Origin of the sequence: Rubrivivax gelatinosus (assembly GCF_016583785.1) — a bacterium.
GTDB classification, from domain to species: domain Bacteria; phylum Pseudomonadota; class Gammaproteobacteria; order Burkholderiales; family Burkholderiaceae_C; genus Rubrivivax; species Rubrivivax gelatinosus_B.
In genome coordinates this window covers 79,160-94,308 of sequence record NZ_NRRU01000004.1, presented here as the reverse complement: position 1 = coordinate 94,308, position 15,149 = coordinate 79,160, and the positions used below count along the sequence as shown (strand labels likewise).

Sequence of the window (15,149 nt, the reverse complement as noted above, 5' to 3'; positions counted from 1 at the left end):
ACGCCGCTGGTCGAGTCGGCGCCGGCGCGCGGCCCTGCGGCCCCGAAGCCCGAACCGGCCCCGGCGCCCCCGCCGCCTGCAGACGACGGCGGCCTGCGCTTCTAGGCTGCCGCGTCCGGGCGGCGCGCGACCCAGGAGCCGGCGCCGACCGCGCTGCCGACAGCCCAGAACAGCACCGCGGCACCGACGACGGTGCCGGCGGCGCCGAACAGCAGCGGCATCACCGTGCTCGAGGCGTTGATCGCCATCGAACGGAAGGCCAGCGCCTCGCCATGACGGTGTGCCGGCGTCAGCTGGTGCAGCGTCGACATGATCATCGGCTGCACCGCGCCCAGCGTGATGCCCAGCAGCACCGCGCAGCCTCCCATGGCCCATGGTGACGAGGCCAGCGGATAGAGCGCGAACACGATGCCGGTGCCCAGCATCGCGCCACGCACGACCACGGTCTCGTCGAGCCGGTGCGCCACCCAGGGGATCAGCGCCCGCACCAGCGTCACCGACAGCGTGAAGGTGCCCAGCACCAGCCCGATCGTCGACGCGCTGTAGCCGCGTTCGTGGCCGAGGATGGGCACGGCGAAGCTGTGCACGTCCCAGCACATCGACAGCAGCCAGTTGACGATCAGCAGCCGCTTCAGGCCCGGCGCGTCCAGCAGGTCCCAGGCCGTGCCCTCGTGCACCTTGGCCGGCACCGGCGGCGTGCGGGCGATGCGGCGCGAGGTCAGCAGCGTCACCAGCGGCAGCAGCAGCATCAGCGCGTAGCCGGCACCGAAACCGGCCAGGTCGATCGCGAAGCCGATCGCCACCGGGCCGACGACGTTGGAGAACGAGGGCGCGATGCCCAGCCAGCTGAAGACGCGCACGCGCTCGGGGCCGTCGTGCGCCGCCAGGCCCGCGCTGCGCTGGATCGTCAGCATGCCCATGTTGGCACCCGAGCCCGAGAGCATCGCCGCCACGCACAACAGCAGGTAGCCGCGCAGGCCGCCGACGAAGCTCGCGCCCAGCGCCAGCAGCAGCGCCGCCACCACCAGGCCGACGGCGATGCGCACCGGCCGGTGGTAGCCGTGGCGGTCGGCCATGCGGCCGGAGTGCATCGCCAGCATCACCGGCGCCGCCGCGAACAGCGCCAGCAGCAGGCCCACGGCCCAGGGACTGAAACCCTCGCGCAGCACCTGCAGCGGCGCGGCCATGCGCAGACCGGCCATCGCCGCGTGCAGGCCCACCTGGCCGGCGATCAGCGCCGCCAGCCAGCCACCGCCGGCGCGTGCGGGCGGGGCTTCAGCCATCGCGGCCCTCGCCGTCGCCAGGCAGCAGTTCCAGCGCCCGCGTCTCGGGCAGCGCCTCGACGCCCTTCAACTGGCGCGCCATCTGGCGCGTGCGCACCTCGGCCTGGTCGATGGTGTTGTGCGCTTCCTCGAGCTTCTTCTTGGTCTTCGCGAGCACGTCGCCGAACTTGCCGAACTCGGTCTTGACCGCGCCCAGCACCTCCCAGACCTCGGCCGAACGCCGCTCCAGCGCCAGCGTGCGAAAGCCCATCTGCAGGCTGTTGAGCGTCGCCAGCAGCGTCGTCGGGCCGGCCAGCATCACGTGGTGCTCGCGCTGCAGCGCCTCGAACAGCCCGGGGCGGCGCAGCGCCTCGGCGTACAGGCCTTCGGTCGGCACGAACAGGATGGCGAAGTCGGTGGTGTGCGGCGGCGCGACGTACTTCTGGCGGATCGTGCGCGCCTCGGCGCGCAGCCGCATCTCGATCGCACGCGCCGCCACCTCGACACCGGCGGCGTCAGCACGTTCGTGGGCGTCGAGCAGGCGTTCGTAGTCCTCGCGCGGGAACTTGGCGTCGATCGGCAGCCACAGCACGCCGCCGTCCTTGGAACCCGGCAGCCGGATCGCGAACTCCACGCGCTCGGCGCTGCCGGGAACGGTGGCGATGTTGGTCGCGTACTGCTCGGGCGTGAAGACCTGCTCCAGCAGACCGGCCAGCTGCACCTCGCCGTAGACGCCGCGTGTCTTGACGTTGCTGAGCACGCGGCTGAGCGCACCGACGTCGCGCGCCAGCGTCTGCATCTCGCCCAGACCGCGGTGCACCTGCTCCAGACGCTCGGCGACCTGACGGAAGCTCTCGCCCAGGCGCTGCTCCAGCGTCGCCTGCAGCTTCTCGTCGACGGTGGCGCGCATCTGCTCGAGCTTGCGCTCGTTGCCTTCCTGCAACGCCGCGAGCCGCCTTTCGTTCGAATCGGAAAGCGCCTGCAGCCTCTCGGAAAGCGTCTCGCCGAAGCGCCGCATCGAGGCCTCGGCCTGCACCTGCGACGCCGCGAACTGGCGCCGGATGGCGTCGATCTGTTCGTTCTGGGTGCGCTGCGACTCGCCGCCGTGGGCCAGCAGCGAACGCTGGAGCGTCGCCAGATCGGCGCGCACCATCACCGTGGTGCGCGCCAGCTCGTCGCGCAGTTCGCCTTCGAGCCGCCGCTCGGCACCGTCGTCCGGCCGCCGCAGCGCGATCCACGCCAGCAGCAGCAGGTTCAGCGCCAGCAGCGCCGGGACGATCCATTCGGGCATTACGCCATTGTCTCAGGCGCCAGCCGGCCGACCGGCCCGCAGGGCCGGCGCGGCACCCGGCGGCCGCTTCATGCCCGCGAAACGTGAGGGTTCTCACGAATGGAGACCGGGCTCGAGGCCTCGCTGGGTACAGTCGGCCCCCTCGAACCCAACAGCCAGCGGTCTCCCACTGCTCCATCTGCCCTGATGCGAACCCTGCGCCTGCAGCTGCGCTTCCTGCTACCGCTGGTCGCGACGCTGGTGGCCGCCGCCTACCTGGCGCTGCCGTTGATGGACCGGCTGACGCTGCGCTGGTTCGCCCGCGACCTGAACACCCGCGGCAACCTCGTCGCCAACACCTTGTCGGACTCGATCGCCGAGTCACTGGCCGATGGCCGCGCCAACCGGCTGCGCAGCCTGTTCAACCGCGCGGTCCAGGACGAGCGCATGGTCGCGATCGGCCTGTGCGAACCCGGCGACCGGCTCGCGGTGGCGAGCTACGGCTTCCCGAGCGAGCTGTCCTGCGCCCAGGTGCGCGAGGTGACGGCGCGCCAGGACCCCGAGATCTCGATCGCCGGCGGCAGCGTGCACGCCGGGCTGTACCCGGTGCAGGGCGAAAACGGCACCATCGGCGAACTCGTGCTGCTGCAGGACATGAGCTTCATCGAGCGCCGCAGCCAGGACACGCGGCGCTATCTGATCATCCTGATCACCGCACTCGGCGTGACGATCTCGCTGATCACGATGGTCGTGGCCCAGGTCAGCTGGCGCGGCTGGATGCGCGGCGCTCGCGCGCTGCTGCGCGGCGAAGGCATCGTGCGGCCGCTGGTCGACGAGACCTCGCCCGAACTGCAACCGCTGGCGCTGGAGCTGCGGTCGCGGCTGCGCGACCTGGAAGACGAATACCGGCGCTCGCTCGGCCTGGAGTCGGAGTGGACTGCCGAGCGCCTGCGCTCGCTGCTGCGCACCCAGCTGCGCGGCGACGAGGTCATCGTCGTCTCCAACCGCGAGCCCTACATCCACCAGCGCGAAGGCGACGCCATCGTCGTCAAGCGCCCGGCCAGCGGCCTCGTGACCGCGGTCGAGCCGGTGATGCGCGCCTGCTCGGGCACCTGGATCGCACACGGCAGCGGCAGCGCCGACCGCGACGTGGTCGACGCCAACGACCACGTGCGTGTGCCGCCGGGCGCCGAGGACTACACGCTGCGCCGGCTCTGGCTCACCGAGGAGGAGGAAGCCGGCTACTACTTCGGCTTCGCCAACGAGGGCCTGTGGCCGCTGTGCCACGTCGCCCACGTGCGCCCGGTGTTCCGCGAGTCCGACTGGCAGCGCTACCGCGAAGTCAACCAGCGTTTCGCCGACGCGGTGGTCGCCGAGGCGCGCAGCGAAGACCCGATCGTGCTGGTGCAGGACTACCACTTCGCGCTGCTGCCGGCGATGGTGCGCGCCAAGCTGCCGCGCGCGACCATCCTCACCTTCTGGCACATCCCCTGGCCCAACCCCGAGAGCTTCGGCATCTGCCCGTGGCGGCGCGAACTGCTCGAAGGCATGCTGGGCAGCACGATCCTGGGTTTCCACACCCGCTACCACTGCAAGAACTTCATCGAGACGGTGGACCGTTATCTCGAGGCCCGTATCGAGCACGAACACTCGATCGTCTCCTACCGCGACGACGAGACCTTCATCGAGAGCTACCCGATCTCGATCGAGTGGCCGACCGAACGCACGGTGGCGCGCTGGCCTTCGGTCGAGGACTGCCGCCGCAATGTGCGCCAGCGCCTGGGACTGCCGGCGGACCAGCTGATCGCCTGCGGCGTCGACCGCTTCGACTACACCAAGGGCATCCTGGAGCGCCTGCACGCCGTCGAGCGCCTGCTCGAGAAATACCCGCGCTGGACCGACCGCTTCAGCTTCGTGCAGGTGGCCGCGCCCTCGCGCAGCTCGCTGCCCGAGTACCGCGTGTTCCAGGAGCGCATCAAGGAAGTGACCGAGCGCATCAACACGCGTTTCGGCAACGAACACTGGCAACCGGTGCGGCTGCTCGCCGAACACCACGACACCGACGCCGTCAACGAGCTCTACCGCGCCAGCGAGGTCTGCGTCGTCACCAGCCTGCACGACGGCATGAACCTGGTCTGCAAGGAGTACTGCGCGGCGCGCGACGACGAGGCCGGCGTGCTGATCCTGAGCCGCTTCGCCGGCGCCGCGCGTGAACTCAACGAAGCCTTGATCGTGAACCCGTATCACGTCGAGGAGACCGCCGACGCGCTGCACCGCGCGCTGACCATGCCCCAGGCCGAGCAGCGCGAGCGCATGGCCAGCCTGCGCATGACGGTGCGCGAGGCCAACGTCTACCGCTGGGCCGGCCTGATGCTCGCCGACGCCGGGCGCTGGCGCCTGCGCGAACGCATCGAGGCGCGCGTCGAGCGCTTCCGCCACCGCAGCCGATGAACACGATCAAACGCCATCTCTTCGGCCCCGAGGGCCAGGCGGCGCTCGAGGCGGTCTCGCGCCGCGACCCGCTGCTCGCTTTCGACTTCGACGGTACGCTGGCGCCCATCGTCGCGCGGCCCGAGGACGCGCGCGTCTCGGCAGCGCTGTCGCGGCGCCTGGCACAGCTGGCCGCACGCCGGCCGCTGGCCATCGTCACCGGCCGCGCCATCGACGACGTGCGCCCGCGCCTGGGCTTCGAGCCCGGCTGCATCGTCGGCAACCACGGCGCCGAGAACCCGATCGCGCCGACGCCGGTGCGCAGCGTCCAGGCCCTGGACGGCCTGCGTGCGCAGCTCGCCGCCGCCGAAGCCCAGCTGGCCGCGGCCGGCGTGCGCGTCGAGGACAAGCAGCACTCGCTCGCCCTGCATTACCGCCTGGCGCGCGACCGCGACGTGGCGCTGCAGGTCATAGACCAGTTGCTGGTGCCGCTGGGCGAGGGCCTGCGGCGTTTCGGCGGCAAGTGTGTCGTCAACGTCGTCGGCGCCGATGTGCCGGACAAGGCCGACGCGCTGTTTTCGCTCGTCGCCGACGCCGGCTGCGGCGCCGCGCTTTTCGTCGGCGACGACGTCAACGACGAGGTCGTCTTCGAGCGTGCGCCGCTGCACTGGCTGACGGTGCGTGTCGGGCGCGAGGACCAGAGCTCGCGCGCCCGCTTCTTCCTCGACAGCCAGTCCGAGATCGCGCAGCTGCTCGACGAGCTGCTGGCGCTGCTGCCGCCGCGCGCCTGATCAGCGCGCCGCCAGCACCTCGGGGTTGATCGGTGTCGGCGGCGTGCCGCCGGTCAGCGCCGCGATCAGGTTGTCGGCCGCCAGCTCGGCCATCGCACGCCGCGTCGCCACCGTCGCGCTGGCGATGTGCGGCGTCAGCACGACGTTGGGCAGATCCAGGAAACCGGGATCGAAGGCCGGCTCGCCTTCGTAGACGTCGAGCGCGGCGGCGGCGATGCGGCGTTCGCGCAGCGCCGCGATCAGCGCCCGGTCGTCGACGATGCCGCCGCGCGCGACGTTGGTCAGCGTCGCCGTCGGCTTCATCGCCGCCAGCTCGGCCGCGCCGATGGCGTGATGGCTCTCGGGGCTGTAGGGCAGCACCAGCACCAGGTGGTCGGCCTCGGCCAGCAGCGTCGCCTTGTCGACCCAGCGCGCGCCGATCGGTGCTTCCTGCTCGGCCGGCAGCCGGCTGCGGTTGTGATAGATGACCTTCATGCCGAAACCGAGCGCGCCGCGGCGTGCGATCGCCTGGCCGATGCGGCCCATGCCGAGGATGCCCAGCGTCGCGCCGTGCACGTCGCTGCCGGTCAGCGTGTCGTAGCGCCAGCGTTTCCACTCGCCGGCGCGCAGGTAGCGCTCGGCCTCGCTCATGCGGCGCGCGGCCGCCAGCATCAGGCCGAAGCCGAAGTCGGCGGTGGTTTCGGTCAGCACCTCGGGCGTGTTCGTCGCCAGCACGCCGCGGGCATTGAAGGCGGGGATGTCGAGGTTGTTGTAGCCCACCGCCATGTTGGCGACGACACGCAGCTGCGGGCAGGCGTCGAGCAGACCGGCGTCGACCGGCACGCTGCCGGTGGCCAGCAGGCCGGACTTGCCGGCCAGGCGGGCGCGCAGCTCGTCGCGGCTCCAGGCCGTGTCGTCGGGGTTGGCTTCGACGTCGAAGTGCTGCTTCAGGCGTTCGACGACTTCGGGAAATACGGCTCGGGCGACGAGCACGGCGGTACGGGACATGCGGCGACTACTCCAGGAAACGCGCGAAACCCGCGACGGGCTCGCGCTCGGTGACGAGGGCATTCTCGGGCGCTTCGGGGTCGGCAAAACCGAGAGCCATGCCGCAGACGAGCATCTCGTCCTGCGGCAGGGCCAGCTCGTCGGCGACGATGCGGTGGAACTGCGTGAAGGCGGCCTGCGGGCAGGTGTCCAGGCCGCGCGCACGGGCGGCGACCATCACGTTCTGCAGGAACATGCCGTAGTCCAGCCAGCTGCCCTGGCCGAGCACGCGCGATATCGTGAAGATCAGGCCCACCGGCGCACCGAAGAAGGCGTAGTTGCGGCCGTGCTGCTCGTGCATGCGCGCCTTGTCACCCTTGGCGATGCCCAGCAGCCCGTACAGGTCCCAGCCGACCTTGCGCCGGCGCTCGATGTAGGGCGAGACCCACTCGGCGGGGTAGTAGTCGTACTCCTCGGCGTGGCGCGCCCGTTCGGCCGGGTCGTCGTAGGCGGCGCGGATGCGTGCCGACAGCCGCGCCTGGGCCGCGCCGGTGAGCACCGTCACCTTCCAGGGCTGCACGTTGGTGCCCGAGGGCGCACGCGAGGCGAGTTCGAGGATGCGCTCGACGGTCGCGCGTGGCACCGGGTCGGGACGGAAGGCGCGGATCGAGCGGCGCGAGCTGATCGCGGCGTCGACCGCGGCGATGGATTCGGGCGTGGGCGTCATGCGGGAAGGACCAGCGGTTGCAGGGCGGCGACCAGCGCCGGGGGCAGCGCGACCGGGCGCCGCGTGGCCCGGTCGACGTAGACGTGCACGAAGTGGCCGGCGGCAGCCGTCAGCGGCTCGCCTTCGGCGAACAGGCCGAGCTCGTAGCGCACGCTGGAGCGGCCGATGTGCGCGACGCGCAGCCCGGCCTCGACGCGCTGCGGGAAGGACAGCGGCGCGAAGTAGCGGCACTGGGTTTCGACCACGAGGCCGATGACATCGCCGGCATGCGGATCGAGCGCGCCGGCGGCGATCAGCCAGCGGTTCACAGCGGTGTCGAAGAAGCTGTAGTAGACGACGTTGTTGACGTGGCCGTAGGCGTCGTTGTCCATCCAGCGTGTCGTGATCGTGTCGTAGCGCGGGTAGTGGCTGCGCGGCAGCGGCTGCGGGCGGTGGCTCATGCGGGCGATTCTCCGGCCCAGGCGCGCTGCGCGCCCAAGGCGTGTTCCAGCGTGCGGCGCTGGATCTCGACGGTGACGGCGATGTCGCGGCCATAGCCGCCGGCCATCGTCACCGCCACCGGGATGCGGCGTGCGGCGAGCGCGGCGAAGACACGCCGGTCGCGCTCGGCCAGGCCTTCGGCGCTCAGCTGGAGCCGGCCGAGGCGGTCGTTCTCGTGCGGGTCGGCACCGGCGAGATAAAAGGCCAGGCCGGGTGGCGTGCCCAGGCGGCGCCAGGTCTCCTCGAGTGCGGCATCCAGCGCCGCCAGGTACTCGGCGTCGGCGCAGCCGTCGGGCAGTTCGACGTCGAGGTCACTCGCCTCCTTGCGCAGCGGGAAGTTCTTCGCGCCGTGCAGCGACAGCGTGAAGACCGTCGGGTCGTCGGCGAAGATGGCCGCGCTGCCGTTGCCCTGGTGCACGTCGAGATCGACCACCAGCACACGCAGCCCGCCGCGCCGGGCCCGGTGCCATTCGGCCTGCATCAGCCGCGCCGCCACCGCGACGTCGTTGAAGACGCAGTAGCCCGAGCCTTTGTGCGCATACGCGTGATGCGTGCCGCCGGCCAGGTTGGCGGCGACGCCGTCGCCGTCGAACAAGGCGGCGCGGGCGGCCGCGATCGTCGCGCCGACCGAACGCCGGGCACGGTCGACCATCGCCTCGCTCCACGGGAAGCCGATCTCGCGCTGCTGGGCGGCGCTGGTCGTGCCTTCGGTGACCGCCGTGATCCAGGCGGGCTCGTGCGCCAGCGCCAGTTCACCGTCGCTCGCCGGTGGCGCCTCGTGGATCCGGATGCCGGGCAGCGTCGCGGCGACCGCGGCATGCAACAACCGGTACTTGGCCATCGGGAACGGATGCCCCGCCGGCAGCGGCAGCACGAAACGGTCCGAACTGAAGGCGCGCATCGGGGCGATTCTAGGAAGCGCCCCCTAGTTTGCTGCACCGCAGCAAAAAGGGCTTGCATCACCGGACGGCCTGCCTATACTGGCACTCATGCTGCGGTGCAGCAAATATTTCCCACCCAACTCGGAGATCGACATGACCTATACCCCGGAACAGTGGCTTGCCGCGCAAAAGGCCCAGGTCGAGACCCTGTTCGGCCTGACGAACAAGGCTTTCGAAGGCGTCGAGAAGCTGGTCGAACTGAACCTTCAGGTCGCCAAGACTTCGCTGAACGAACTGGCCGAGACGACCAAGGCCGCGCTGTCGGTCAAGGATCCGCAGGAACTGCTGGCCCTGCAAGCCAGCCTGCTGCAGCCCACGGCCGAAAAGGCCGCCGCCTACAGCCGCCACCTGTATGACATCGTCGCCGGCACCAACGCCGAAATCACCAAGGTGAGCGAAGCGACGCTGGCCGAAGCCCAGAAGACGGTGCTGGCGGTGGTCGACAACGCCGTGAAGAACGCGCCCGCGGGCACCGAGAACGCCGCCGCGCTGGTGCGCTCGGCCGTCGCCGCCGCGAACAACGCGTTCGAGAGCGTGCAGAAGGCCGCCAAGCAGGCCGCCGAAGTCGCCGAAGCGAACTTCCAGGCCGTGACCAACACCGCCGTCAAGGCGACCCAGACCGCCAGCCGCGGCAGCAAGCGCGCCGCCTGAACGGCACTTGAAATCGCGGAGCAAGCCCGCAGTTGAGTGATGCCGGGGGCAACCCCGGCGTTCTCTGGAAGGTTGTCTCCTCGGTACCCGACAGCAAAGGGTATCTTCGGCCCGGGTCCTCCGGGCCTTTTGTTTTGTGAGCCGCCTGGCCGCAAGAGCCCGGGCGCTCCGGGCCCATCGTCGCGGGCGCCGGCGCCGCGCTTAAGATGGTTCGCATGCGCACCCGCCTGCTCCGCACGCCAGCCACCGGCCCGATCGCCGGCGTCGGCGCGTGCCTGCACGGCACCGGGCAGATGCATGCAGGTATCGCCGCACTCTCCTGAGCCCGGCGACCACCCTTCCCTCCCCCTTCTTCGTTCCCACTCGGTCGTCGGGCTCCACCCGGGGAACCGTCGCGCCTGCGCGCGCCCACCATCCGGAGCAGCACTTGAACCACCTTGCCACCGAGCGCCAGCTGAGCTGGCTCGACCACGTCCGCCTCTTCAACCTGTTGACCGTGCCGCGTGCCGGCCTCAACGTGCCCGCCGAAGCCGCCGAGCAGGCTCTGGACCTGCTGGACATGGCCGAACTGGTCGACCCCGAGGCCATCGCGCCGAACGTCGTGACGATGCGCTCGCGCGTGCGCCTGCAGCGCCCGCGCGGCGACAGCTTCGAGGTCACGCTCGTCTATCCGGCCCAGGCCGATGCCGCCGACAGCAGCCTGTCGGTGTTCTCGCCCCTGGGCCTGAGCCTGCTCGGCGCCCGCCTGGACGAAGAGCTGCAGTGGCAGGGTCCCGCCGGCGAGACCCACACGGCGCGTGTCGCCGAGATCGTCTACCAGCCCGAGTCGTCGGGCGACTTCAACCGCTGAACCGGCATCAGCGGCTGTCCGGGCGCCGCTGCGGCCGCAGCCCGCTCACCAACGTGCCCAGCAGCACCAGCGCGGCGCCGGCGAAAGCCTCGGGCGGGAGCCGGTCGCCGGCGAGCCGGCCGACGACGCCGCCCCAGACCGGCTCGCCGGCGTAGATGATGGTCGCGCGCAGTGGCGGCACCGAACGCTGCGCCCAGTTGATCGCCAGCTGGATCAGCACGCTGGCCGCACCCAGGCCCAGCGCCGCACCCAGCCAGACCCACGAGAAAGCCGGCAGCGTCTCGCCCAGCACCGGCATCACCAGCCAGGCCAGCAGCCCGGCGCTCAGCAACTGCACCGCGGTGATGCGGCGCACGTCGACGCGGCGCGCGAAGCGCCCGATCAGCAGGATCTCGGCCGCGATCGCGAAGGCGCTGAGGATGGTGGCCAGTTCACCCGGCCCGACCGCGCCGCCGCCGGCCTCGGGGCCGGCCAGCAGCACCAGGCCGGCGAACGCCAGCACGATGCCGACGAGCGCCAGCGGCCGCGGCGCCTCACGCAGCACCAGCCACTGCAGCAGTGGCACCAGCGGCACGTACAAGGCGGTGATGAAGGCCGACTTGCTGCTGCTGATCGTCTGCAGCCCCAGCGTCTGCAGGCCGTAGCCGAGGAAGATCGAGACCCCGACCGCGAGCCCGGCGAACAGCTCCTGGCGCGTCAGCCCGGCCAGCACGCGCCGGAACACGACGAGGGCGACGACGCCCGCCGTCACGAAGCGCAGGCCGACGAAGAAGAACGGCCCGCTGTGCCGCATCGCCAGGTGCACGATCAGGAAGGTCGTGCCCCAGAGCATCGTGATCGCGATCAGCGCCGCTTCCTGGCGGCTGAAGGGCCATGAGGGCTGCGTGGCGCGATCGGGCACCGGACCTCGCTCAGTGAGTCGCGGCCGCGATCCTGGCCTTGATCGCCGGCAGCGCCGCCAGCGCCGCTTCGCGGCCGGCCTGGATCGAGCGTCGGCGCGCCGCGAAGTCGGCGCTGGAGACGCCGGCCAGCGCCGGGCGCAGCACGATGTCGGCGTCGCGCAGTTCGTAGGCATTGATGCTGCGGCTCATGATCGAGAAGGTCTGCAGCAGCATCTTCATCGCGTCGCCGGTGGGCGCGCCGTCGGGCACGGCCGAGATGTCGATCGCGATCACGAGCTCGGCGCCCATCTGGCGCACGAAACGCACCGGCACCGGCGAGACCAGGCCGCCGTCGACGTATTCGCGCCCGCCTATCGTCACCGGCTGGAACACCGCCGGCACCGCGCTCGAAGCGCGCACCGCAGTGCCGGTGTCGCCACGCTGGAACAGGATGGCCGCGCCGCTGTCCAGGTCGGTCGCGACGATGCCCAGCGGCAGGCGCATCTGCTCGATCGCGCGGCCGCCGGTGTGCTCGCGCACGTAGCGCGCCAGCGCCTCGCCGCGCAGCAAGGCGCGCCCGGGGAAGGCCCAGTCGGTGATCGCGCCCTCGTCCATCGTCATCGCCAGCATGCCGAGTTCGGCGCCGGTCTTGCCCGAAGCGTAGAGCGCGGCCACCAGGCTGCCGGCGGAGGTGCCGGCGACCAGGTCGGGGCGAATGCCGTTTTCTTCCAGCACCTGGATCACGCCGATGTGCGAGAAGCCGCGCGCCGCGCCACCGCCCAGCGCCAGGCCGACGCGTGGAGGCCGCGGCGGCGCCTTGATCGCGGTGGTGTCGGGGGCCGGATGGGTGTGGATCGGTGCCGAGGGCGGCACGCTCTGGCACGCGGCCAGGAGAAGGACGGCGAGCGTCCCGAGAAGTCTGCGCATGGTCGAGGGCCATTGTAAGAAGGCTTACTCATAACCATGAGCGATAAGCACGTCACTTATTTGTTCTTTTCACCTATAAGGCTAGTCTCTAGAGTCCGGGCCTCAAGAAGAGCCAGCCGTTCATGTACCAGTACACCGACTTCGATCGCCAGTTCATCCGGGCCCGGGCCGCGCAATACCGCGACCAGCTCGAACGCAACCTGGCCGGCCAGCTCTCGGACGACCTGTTCCGCCCGCTGCGCCTGCAGAACGGCTGGTACGTCCAGCGCCACGCGCCGATGGCGCGTGTCGCCGTGCCCTACGGCGAACTGTCCTCGCGCCAGCTGCGTGCGCTGGCCCGGGTGGCGCGCGAGTTCGACCTGCAGGACGCCGGCACGCCCGCCGAACGCGGCGGTTTCGGCCACTTCACGACGCGTCACAACTGCCAGTTCAACTGGATCCCGCTCGACCGTTCGGCCGACGTGATGGAGCTGCTGGCCGAAGCCGACCTGCACGGCGTGCAGACCAGCGGCAACTGCATTCGCAACGTCACGACCGACGCGCTCGCCGGCATCGCGCCCGACGAAGACGTCGACCCGCGTCCCTACTGCGAGCTGCTGCGCCAGTGGAGCACGCTGCACCCCGAGTTCGCCTTCCTGCCGCGCAAGTTCAAGGTCGCGGTGACCGGCGCGCGCGACGACCGCGCCGTCATCGCCTGGCACGACGTCGGCCTGCAGCTGCTGCGCAACGAACAGGGCGAGGTCGGCTTCAAGGTGCTGGTCGGCGGCGGCATGGGCCGCACGCCGGTCATCGCCACCGAAGTCGCTGGCTTCGTGCCCTGGCAGCGCATCCTCGTCTTCATCGAAGCCGTGGTGCGCGTCTACAACCTGCACGGCCGCCGCGACAACCTCTACAAGGCGCGCATCAAGATCCTGGTGAAGGCGCTGGGCGAGCAGTTCATCCGCGAGGTCCACGCCGAGTACGAGTCGCTGCTGGCCGACGGCGCCATCGAGCTGCCGCAGGCCGAACTCGATCGTGTCGCCGCCCATTTCGTCGCCCCGGTGAGCGCTGCTGCCGAGGCCGCGCCGGCCGTCGAAGCCGACGCACCGCGCGCCTACACCCGCTGGCTCGAGCGCAACGTTCAACCGCACCGCCTCGCCGGCTACCGCGCCGTGACGCTGTCGCTCAAGCGCGCCGGCCTGGCGCCGGGCGACGTCACGGCCGACCAGATGGACCGCGCCGCGGAGCTGGCCGAGCGCTTCAGCCACGGCGAGATCCGCGTCACCCACGACCAGAACCTGCTGCTGCCCTGGGTCGCCGAGACCGAGCTGCGTGCGCTCTGGCTGGCGGCACGCGAAGACGGCTTCGCGACCCCGAACATCGGCCTGCTGACCGACATGATCGCCTGCCCCGGCGGCGACCTGTGCGCGCTGGCCAACGCGCGCTCGATCCCGGTCGCCGCGGCGATCCGCGAACGTTTCGAGGACCTCGAACTGCTCGAGGACATCGGCGACCTGGACCTGCACATCAGCGGCTGCATGAACTCCTGCGGCCACCACCACACCGGCCACATCGGCATCCTCGGCGTCGACAAGGACGGCAGCGAGTGGTACCAGGTGACGGTCGCCGGCTCCGACGGCTCGCTCGCCAGCGGCCCGGCGGCGCCCGGCAAGGTCATAGGCCCCGCCTTCTCGGCCGATGAAGTGCCCGACGTCGTCGAGGCGCTGGTCGCGCTCTATCGCCGCGACCGCCACGACGGCGAACGTTTCGTCGATACCGTGCGCCGCGTGGGCACCGCGCCGCTGCGCGCCGCCGCCGACGCCGTGCGCCGCACCACGGCCACGGCCGAAGCCTGAATCCGAAAGCCGAGCATGCGCCTGATCCCTGCCGACACCCCGCTGCCCGCCGCCGCACTCGCCTTCGACAACGCCGAGGACGTGCTGGCGCGCCGCGACGAGATCGCTGCCGCCGGCGCCGTCGTGCTGCAGTTCCCGAAGTGGACCGACGGCCGCGCCTACTCGCAGGCGGTGCTGCTGCGCATGCGGCTGCGCTACGCCGGCGAGCTGATCGCCAGCGGCGACGTCGTCGCCGACATGCTGCCGCTGCTGCAGCGCTGCGGCTTCGACGCCGCCCAGATGCGCGCCGACCAGGACCACACGGTGGCGCTGCGCACGCTCGGCCGCTTCCCGGGCCAGTACCAGGGCGACGTCGTCGGCGCGCATGCGACGCAGCTCGCCCAGACCGCCTGAACACCATGCCGACCGCCATCGAACTCCACGCCCGCAAGACCCGCGGCCACGATGCCCGGGTGGCGCACGCCGTCGCGCTGCTGCGCGAGGCAGCGGCCGACCACGCCGGCCACATCGTCCAGGCGACCAGCCTGGGTGTCGAAGGCATGGTCATCACCGACCTGATCGCACGCCACGGCCTGGCGATACCGGTCGCGACGCTGGACACCGGCGCGCTGCACGCCCAGACGCTGGCGCTGCTGGGCCGCATCCGCCAGCGCTACGGCATCGAGGTCCAGGTCTTTCGCCCGCAGCAGGAGGCGGTGGTGCAGTTCGTGCGCCGCAACGGCGACGACGCGATGTACCGCAGCGTCGAGCTGCGCAAGAACTGCTGCGACATCCGCAAGAAGGAACCGATGCGGCGCCTGCTCGAAGGCCGCACAGCCTGGATCACCGGGCTGCGGCGCGAGCAGTCGGAGTCGCGCTCGTCGGTGCCGCATTTCGAGCTCGACGCCGACAGCCGCGAGAAGTTCTACCCGCTCGCCGACTGGAGCGAAGCCGACGTCTGGCACTACGTGGCCACGAACGGCGTGCCCTACAACGAGCTGCACGACCAGTTCTACCCGAGCATCGGCTGCGCGCCGTGCACGCGCGCGATCTCGCTCGGCGAGGACCACCGCGCCGGGCGCTGGTGGTGGGAGCAGGAAGGCGCCAAGGAGTGCGGGCTTCACCTGCGCGACGAGCCGTTGGCGGCCTGACGCCGGGT

General features: G+C 71.1%; 15 protein-coding genes. 7 read left to right on the top strand and 8 right to left on the bottom strand.

The window, feature by feature from the left end:
* Window positions 1-101: 101 nt before the first annotated feature.
* Window positions 102-1,283: an MFS transporter gene (locus tag CKO43_RS02325; RefSeq protein WP_200225367.1), complete on the bottom strand. Its 1,182-nt coding sequence runs from the start codon at window positions 1,281-1,283 to the stop codon at window positions 102-104.
* Complete coding sequence (locus CKO43_RS02320) at window positions 1,276-2,553, bottom strand: DNA recombination protein RmuC (RefSeq protein WP_200377710.1); 1,278 nt, start codon at window positions 2,551-2,553, stop codon at window positions 1,276-1,278. The genes CKO43_RS02325 and CKO43_RS02320 overlap by 8 nt, the downstream gene beginning before the upstream one ends.
* A gap of 186 nt (window positions 2,554-2,739) precedes the next feature.
* On the opposite strand from CKO43_RS02320, the gene CKO43_RS02315 reads away from it, so the two are divergent.
* Window positions 2,740-4,983 (top strand): alpha,alpha-trehalose-phosphate synthase (UDP-forming), encoded by a 2,244-nt coding sequence (locus tag CKO43_RS02315; protein WP_200225365.1) that lies wholly within the window; start codon window positions 2,740-2,742, stop codon window positions 4,981-4,983.
* Window positions 4,980-5,753 (top strand): trehalose-phosphatase, encoded by a 774-nt coding sequence (gene otsB / locus CKO43_RS02310; RefSeq protein WP_200225364.1) that lies wholly within the window; start codon window positions 4,980-4,982, stop codon window positions 5,751-5,753. The genes CKO43_RS02315 and otsB overlap by 4 nt, the downstream gene beginning before the upstream one ends.
* On the opposite strand, the gene CKO43_RS02305 is transcribed toward otsB, so the two are convergent.
* Genes CKO43_RS02305 through CKO43_RS02290 form a run of 4 tightly spaced genes read right to left on the bottom strand, consistent with a single transcriptional unit; the run spans window position 5,754 to window position 8,827 of the window.
* A complete protein-coding gene (locus CKO43_RS02305) occupies window positions 5,754-6,740 on the bottom strand; it encodes a 2-hydroxyacid dehydrogenase (RefSeq protein ID WP_200225361.1) in 987 nt (328 codons plus the stop codon).
* Window positions 6,741-6,747: 7 nt separating this feature from the next.
* On the bottom strand, window positions 6,748-7,446 hold the full coding sequence (locus tag CKO43_RS02300; RefSeq protein ID WP_200377709.1) for a nitroreductase: 699 nt from the start codon (window positions 7,444-7,446) through the stop codon (window positions 6,748-6,750).
* A complete protein-coding gene (locus CKO43_RS02295) occupies window positions 7,443-7,886 on the bottom strand; it encodes an acyl-CoA thioesterase (RefSeq protein WP_200377708.1) in 444 nt (147 codons plus the stop codon). Before CKO43_RS02295 ends, CKO43_RS02300 begins: the two co-directional genes overlap by 4 nt.
* On the bottom strand, window positions 7,883-8,827 hold the full coding sequence (locus CKO43_RS02290) for a histone deacetylase family protein (protein ID WP_200377707.1): 945 nt from the start codon (window positions 8,825-8,827) through the stop codon (window positions 7,883-7,885). Before CKO43_RS02290 ends, CKO43_RS02295 begins: the two co-directional genes overlap by 4 nt.
* A gap of 133 nt (window positions 8,828-8,960) precedes the next feature.
* On the opposite strand from CKO43_RS02290, the gene CKO43_RS02285 reads away from it, so the two are divergent.
* The gene (locus tag CKO43_RS02285) at window positions 8,961-9,518 is read left to right on the top strand and encodes a phasin family protein (protein WP_200377706.1); all 558 of its coding nucleotides are present in this window, start codon (window positions 8,961-8,963) and stop codon (window positions 9,516-9,518) included.
* 427 nt (window positions 9,519-9,945) lie between these two features.
* Entirely contained in the window at window positions 9,946-10,368 is a 423-nt protein-coding gene (locus CKO43_RS02280; protein ID WP_200377705.1) for a GreA/GreB family elongation factor, read from the top strand.
* A 7-nt stretch (window positions 10,369-10,375) separates the two neighbouring features.
* Here the strand turns inward: CKO43_RS02280 and CKO43_RS02275 are convergent, their stop codons facing one another.
* A complete protein-coding gene (locus CKO43_RS02275) occupies window positions 10,376-11,269 on the bottom strand; it encodes a DMT family transporter (RefSeq protein WP_346728195.1) in 894 nt (297 codons plus the stop codon).
* Window positions 11,270-11,279: 10 nt separating this feature from the next.
* Entirely contained in the window at window positions 11,280-12,176 is an 897-nt protein-coding gene (locus CKO43_RS02270; protein WP_200377704.1) for a patatin-like phospholipase family protein, read from the bottom strand.
* Window positions 12,177-12,298: 122 nt separating this feature from the next.
* Here CKO43_RS02270 and CKO43_RS02265 point away from each other — a divergent pair, with 122 nt between their 5' ends.
* The 3 genes from CKO43_RS02265 to CKO43_RS02255 are packed head-to-tail and all read left to right on the top strand — an operon-like array spanning window position 12,299 to window position 15,141.
* Window positions 12,299-14,011 (top strand): nitrite/sulfite reductase, encoded by a 1,713-nt coding sequence (locus tag CKO43_RS02265; protein ID WP_200377703.1) that lies wholly within the window; start codon window positions 12,299-12,301, stop codon window positions 14,009-14,011.
* 15 nt (window positions 14,012-14,026) lie between these two features.
* Window positions 14,027-14,404: a DUF934 domain-containing protein gene (locus CKO43_RS02260; protein WP_200377702.1), complete on the top strand. Its 378-nt coding sequence runs from the start codon at window positions 14,027-14,029 to the stop codon at window positions 14,402-14,404.
* 5 nt (window positions 14,405-14,409) lie between these two features.
* Window positions 14,410-15,141: a phosphoadenylyl-sulfate reductase gene (locus CKO43_RS02255; protein ID WP_200377701.1), complete on the top strand. Its 732-nt coding sequence runs from the start codon at window positions 14,410-14,412 to the stop codon at window positions 15,139-15,141.
* The last annotated feature ends 8 nt before the right edge of the window (window positions 15,142-15,149 follow it).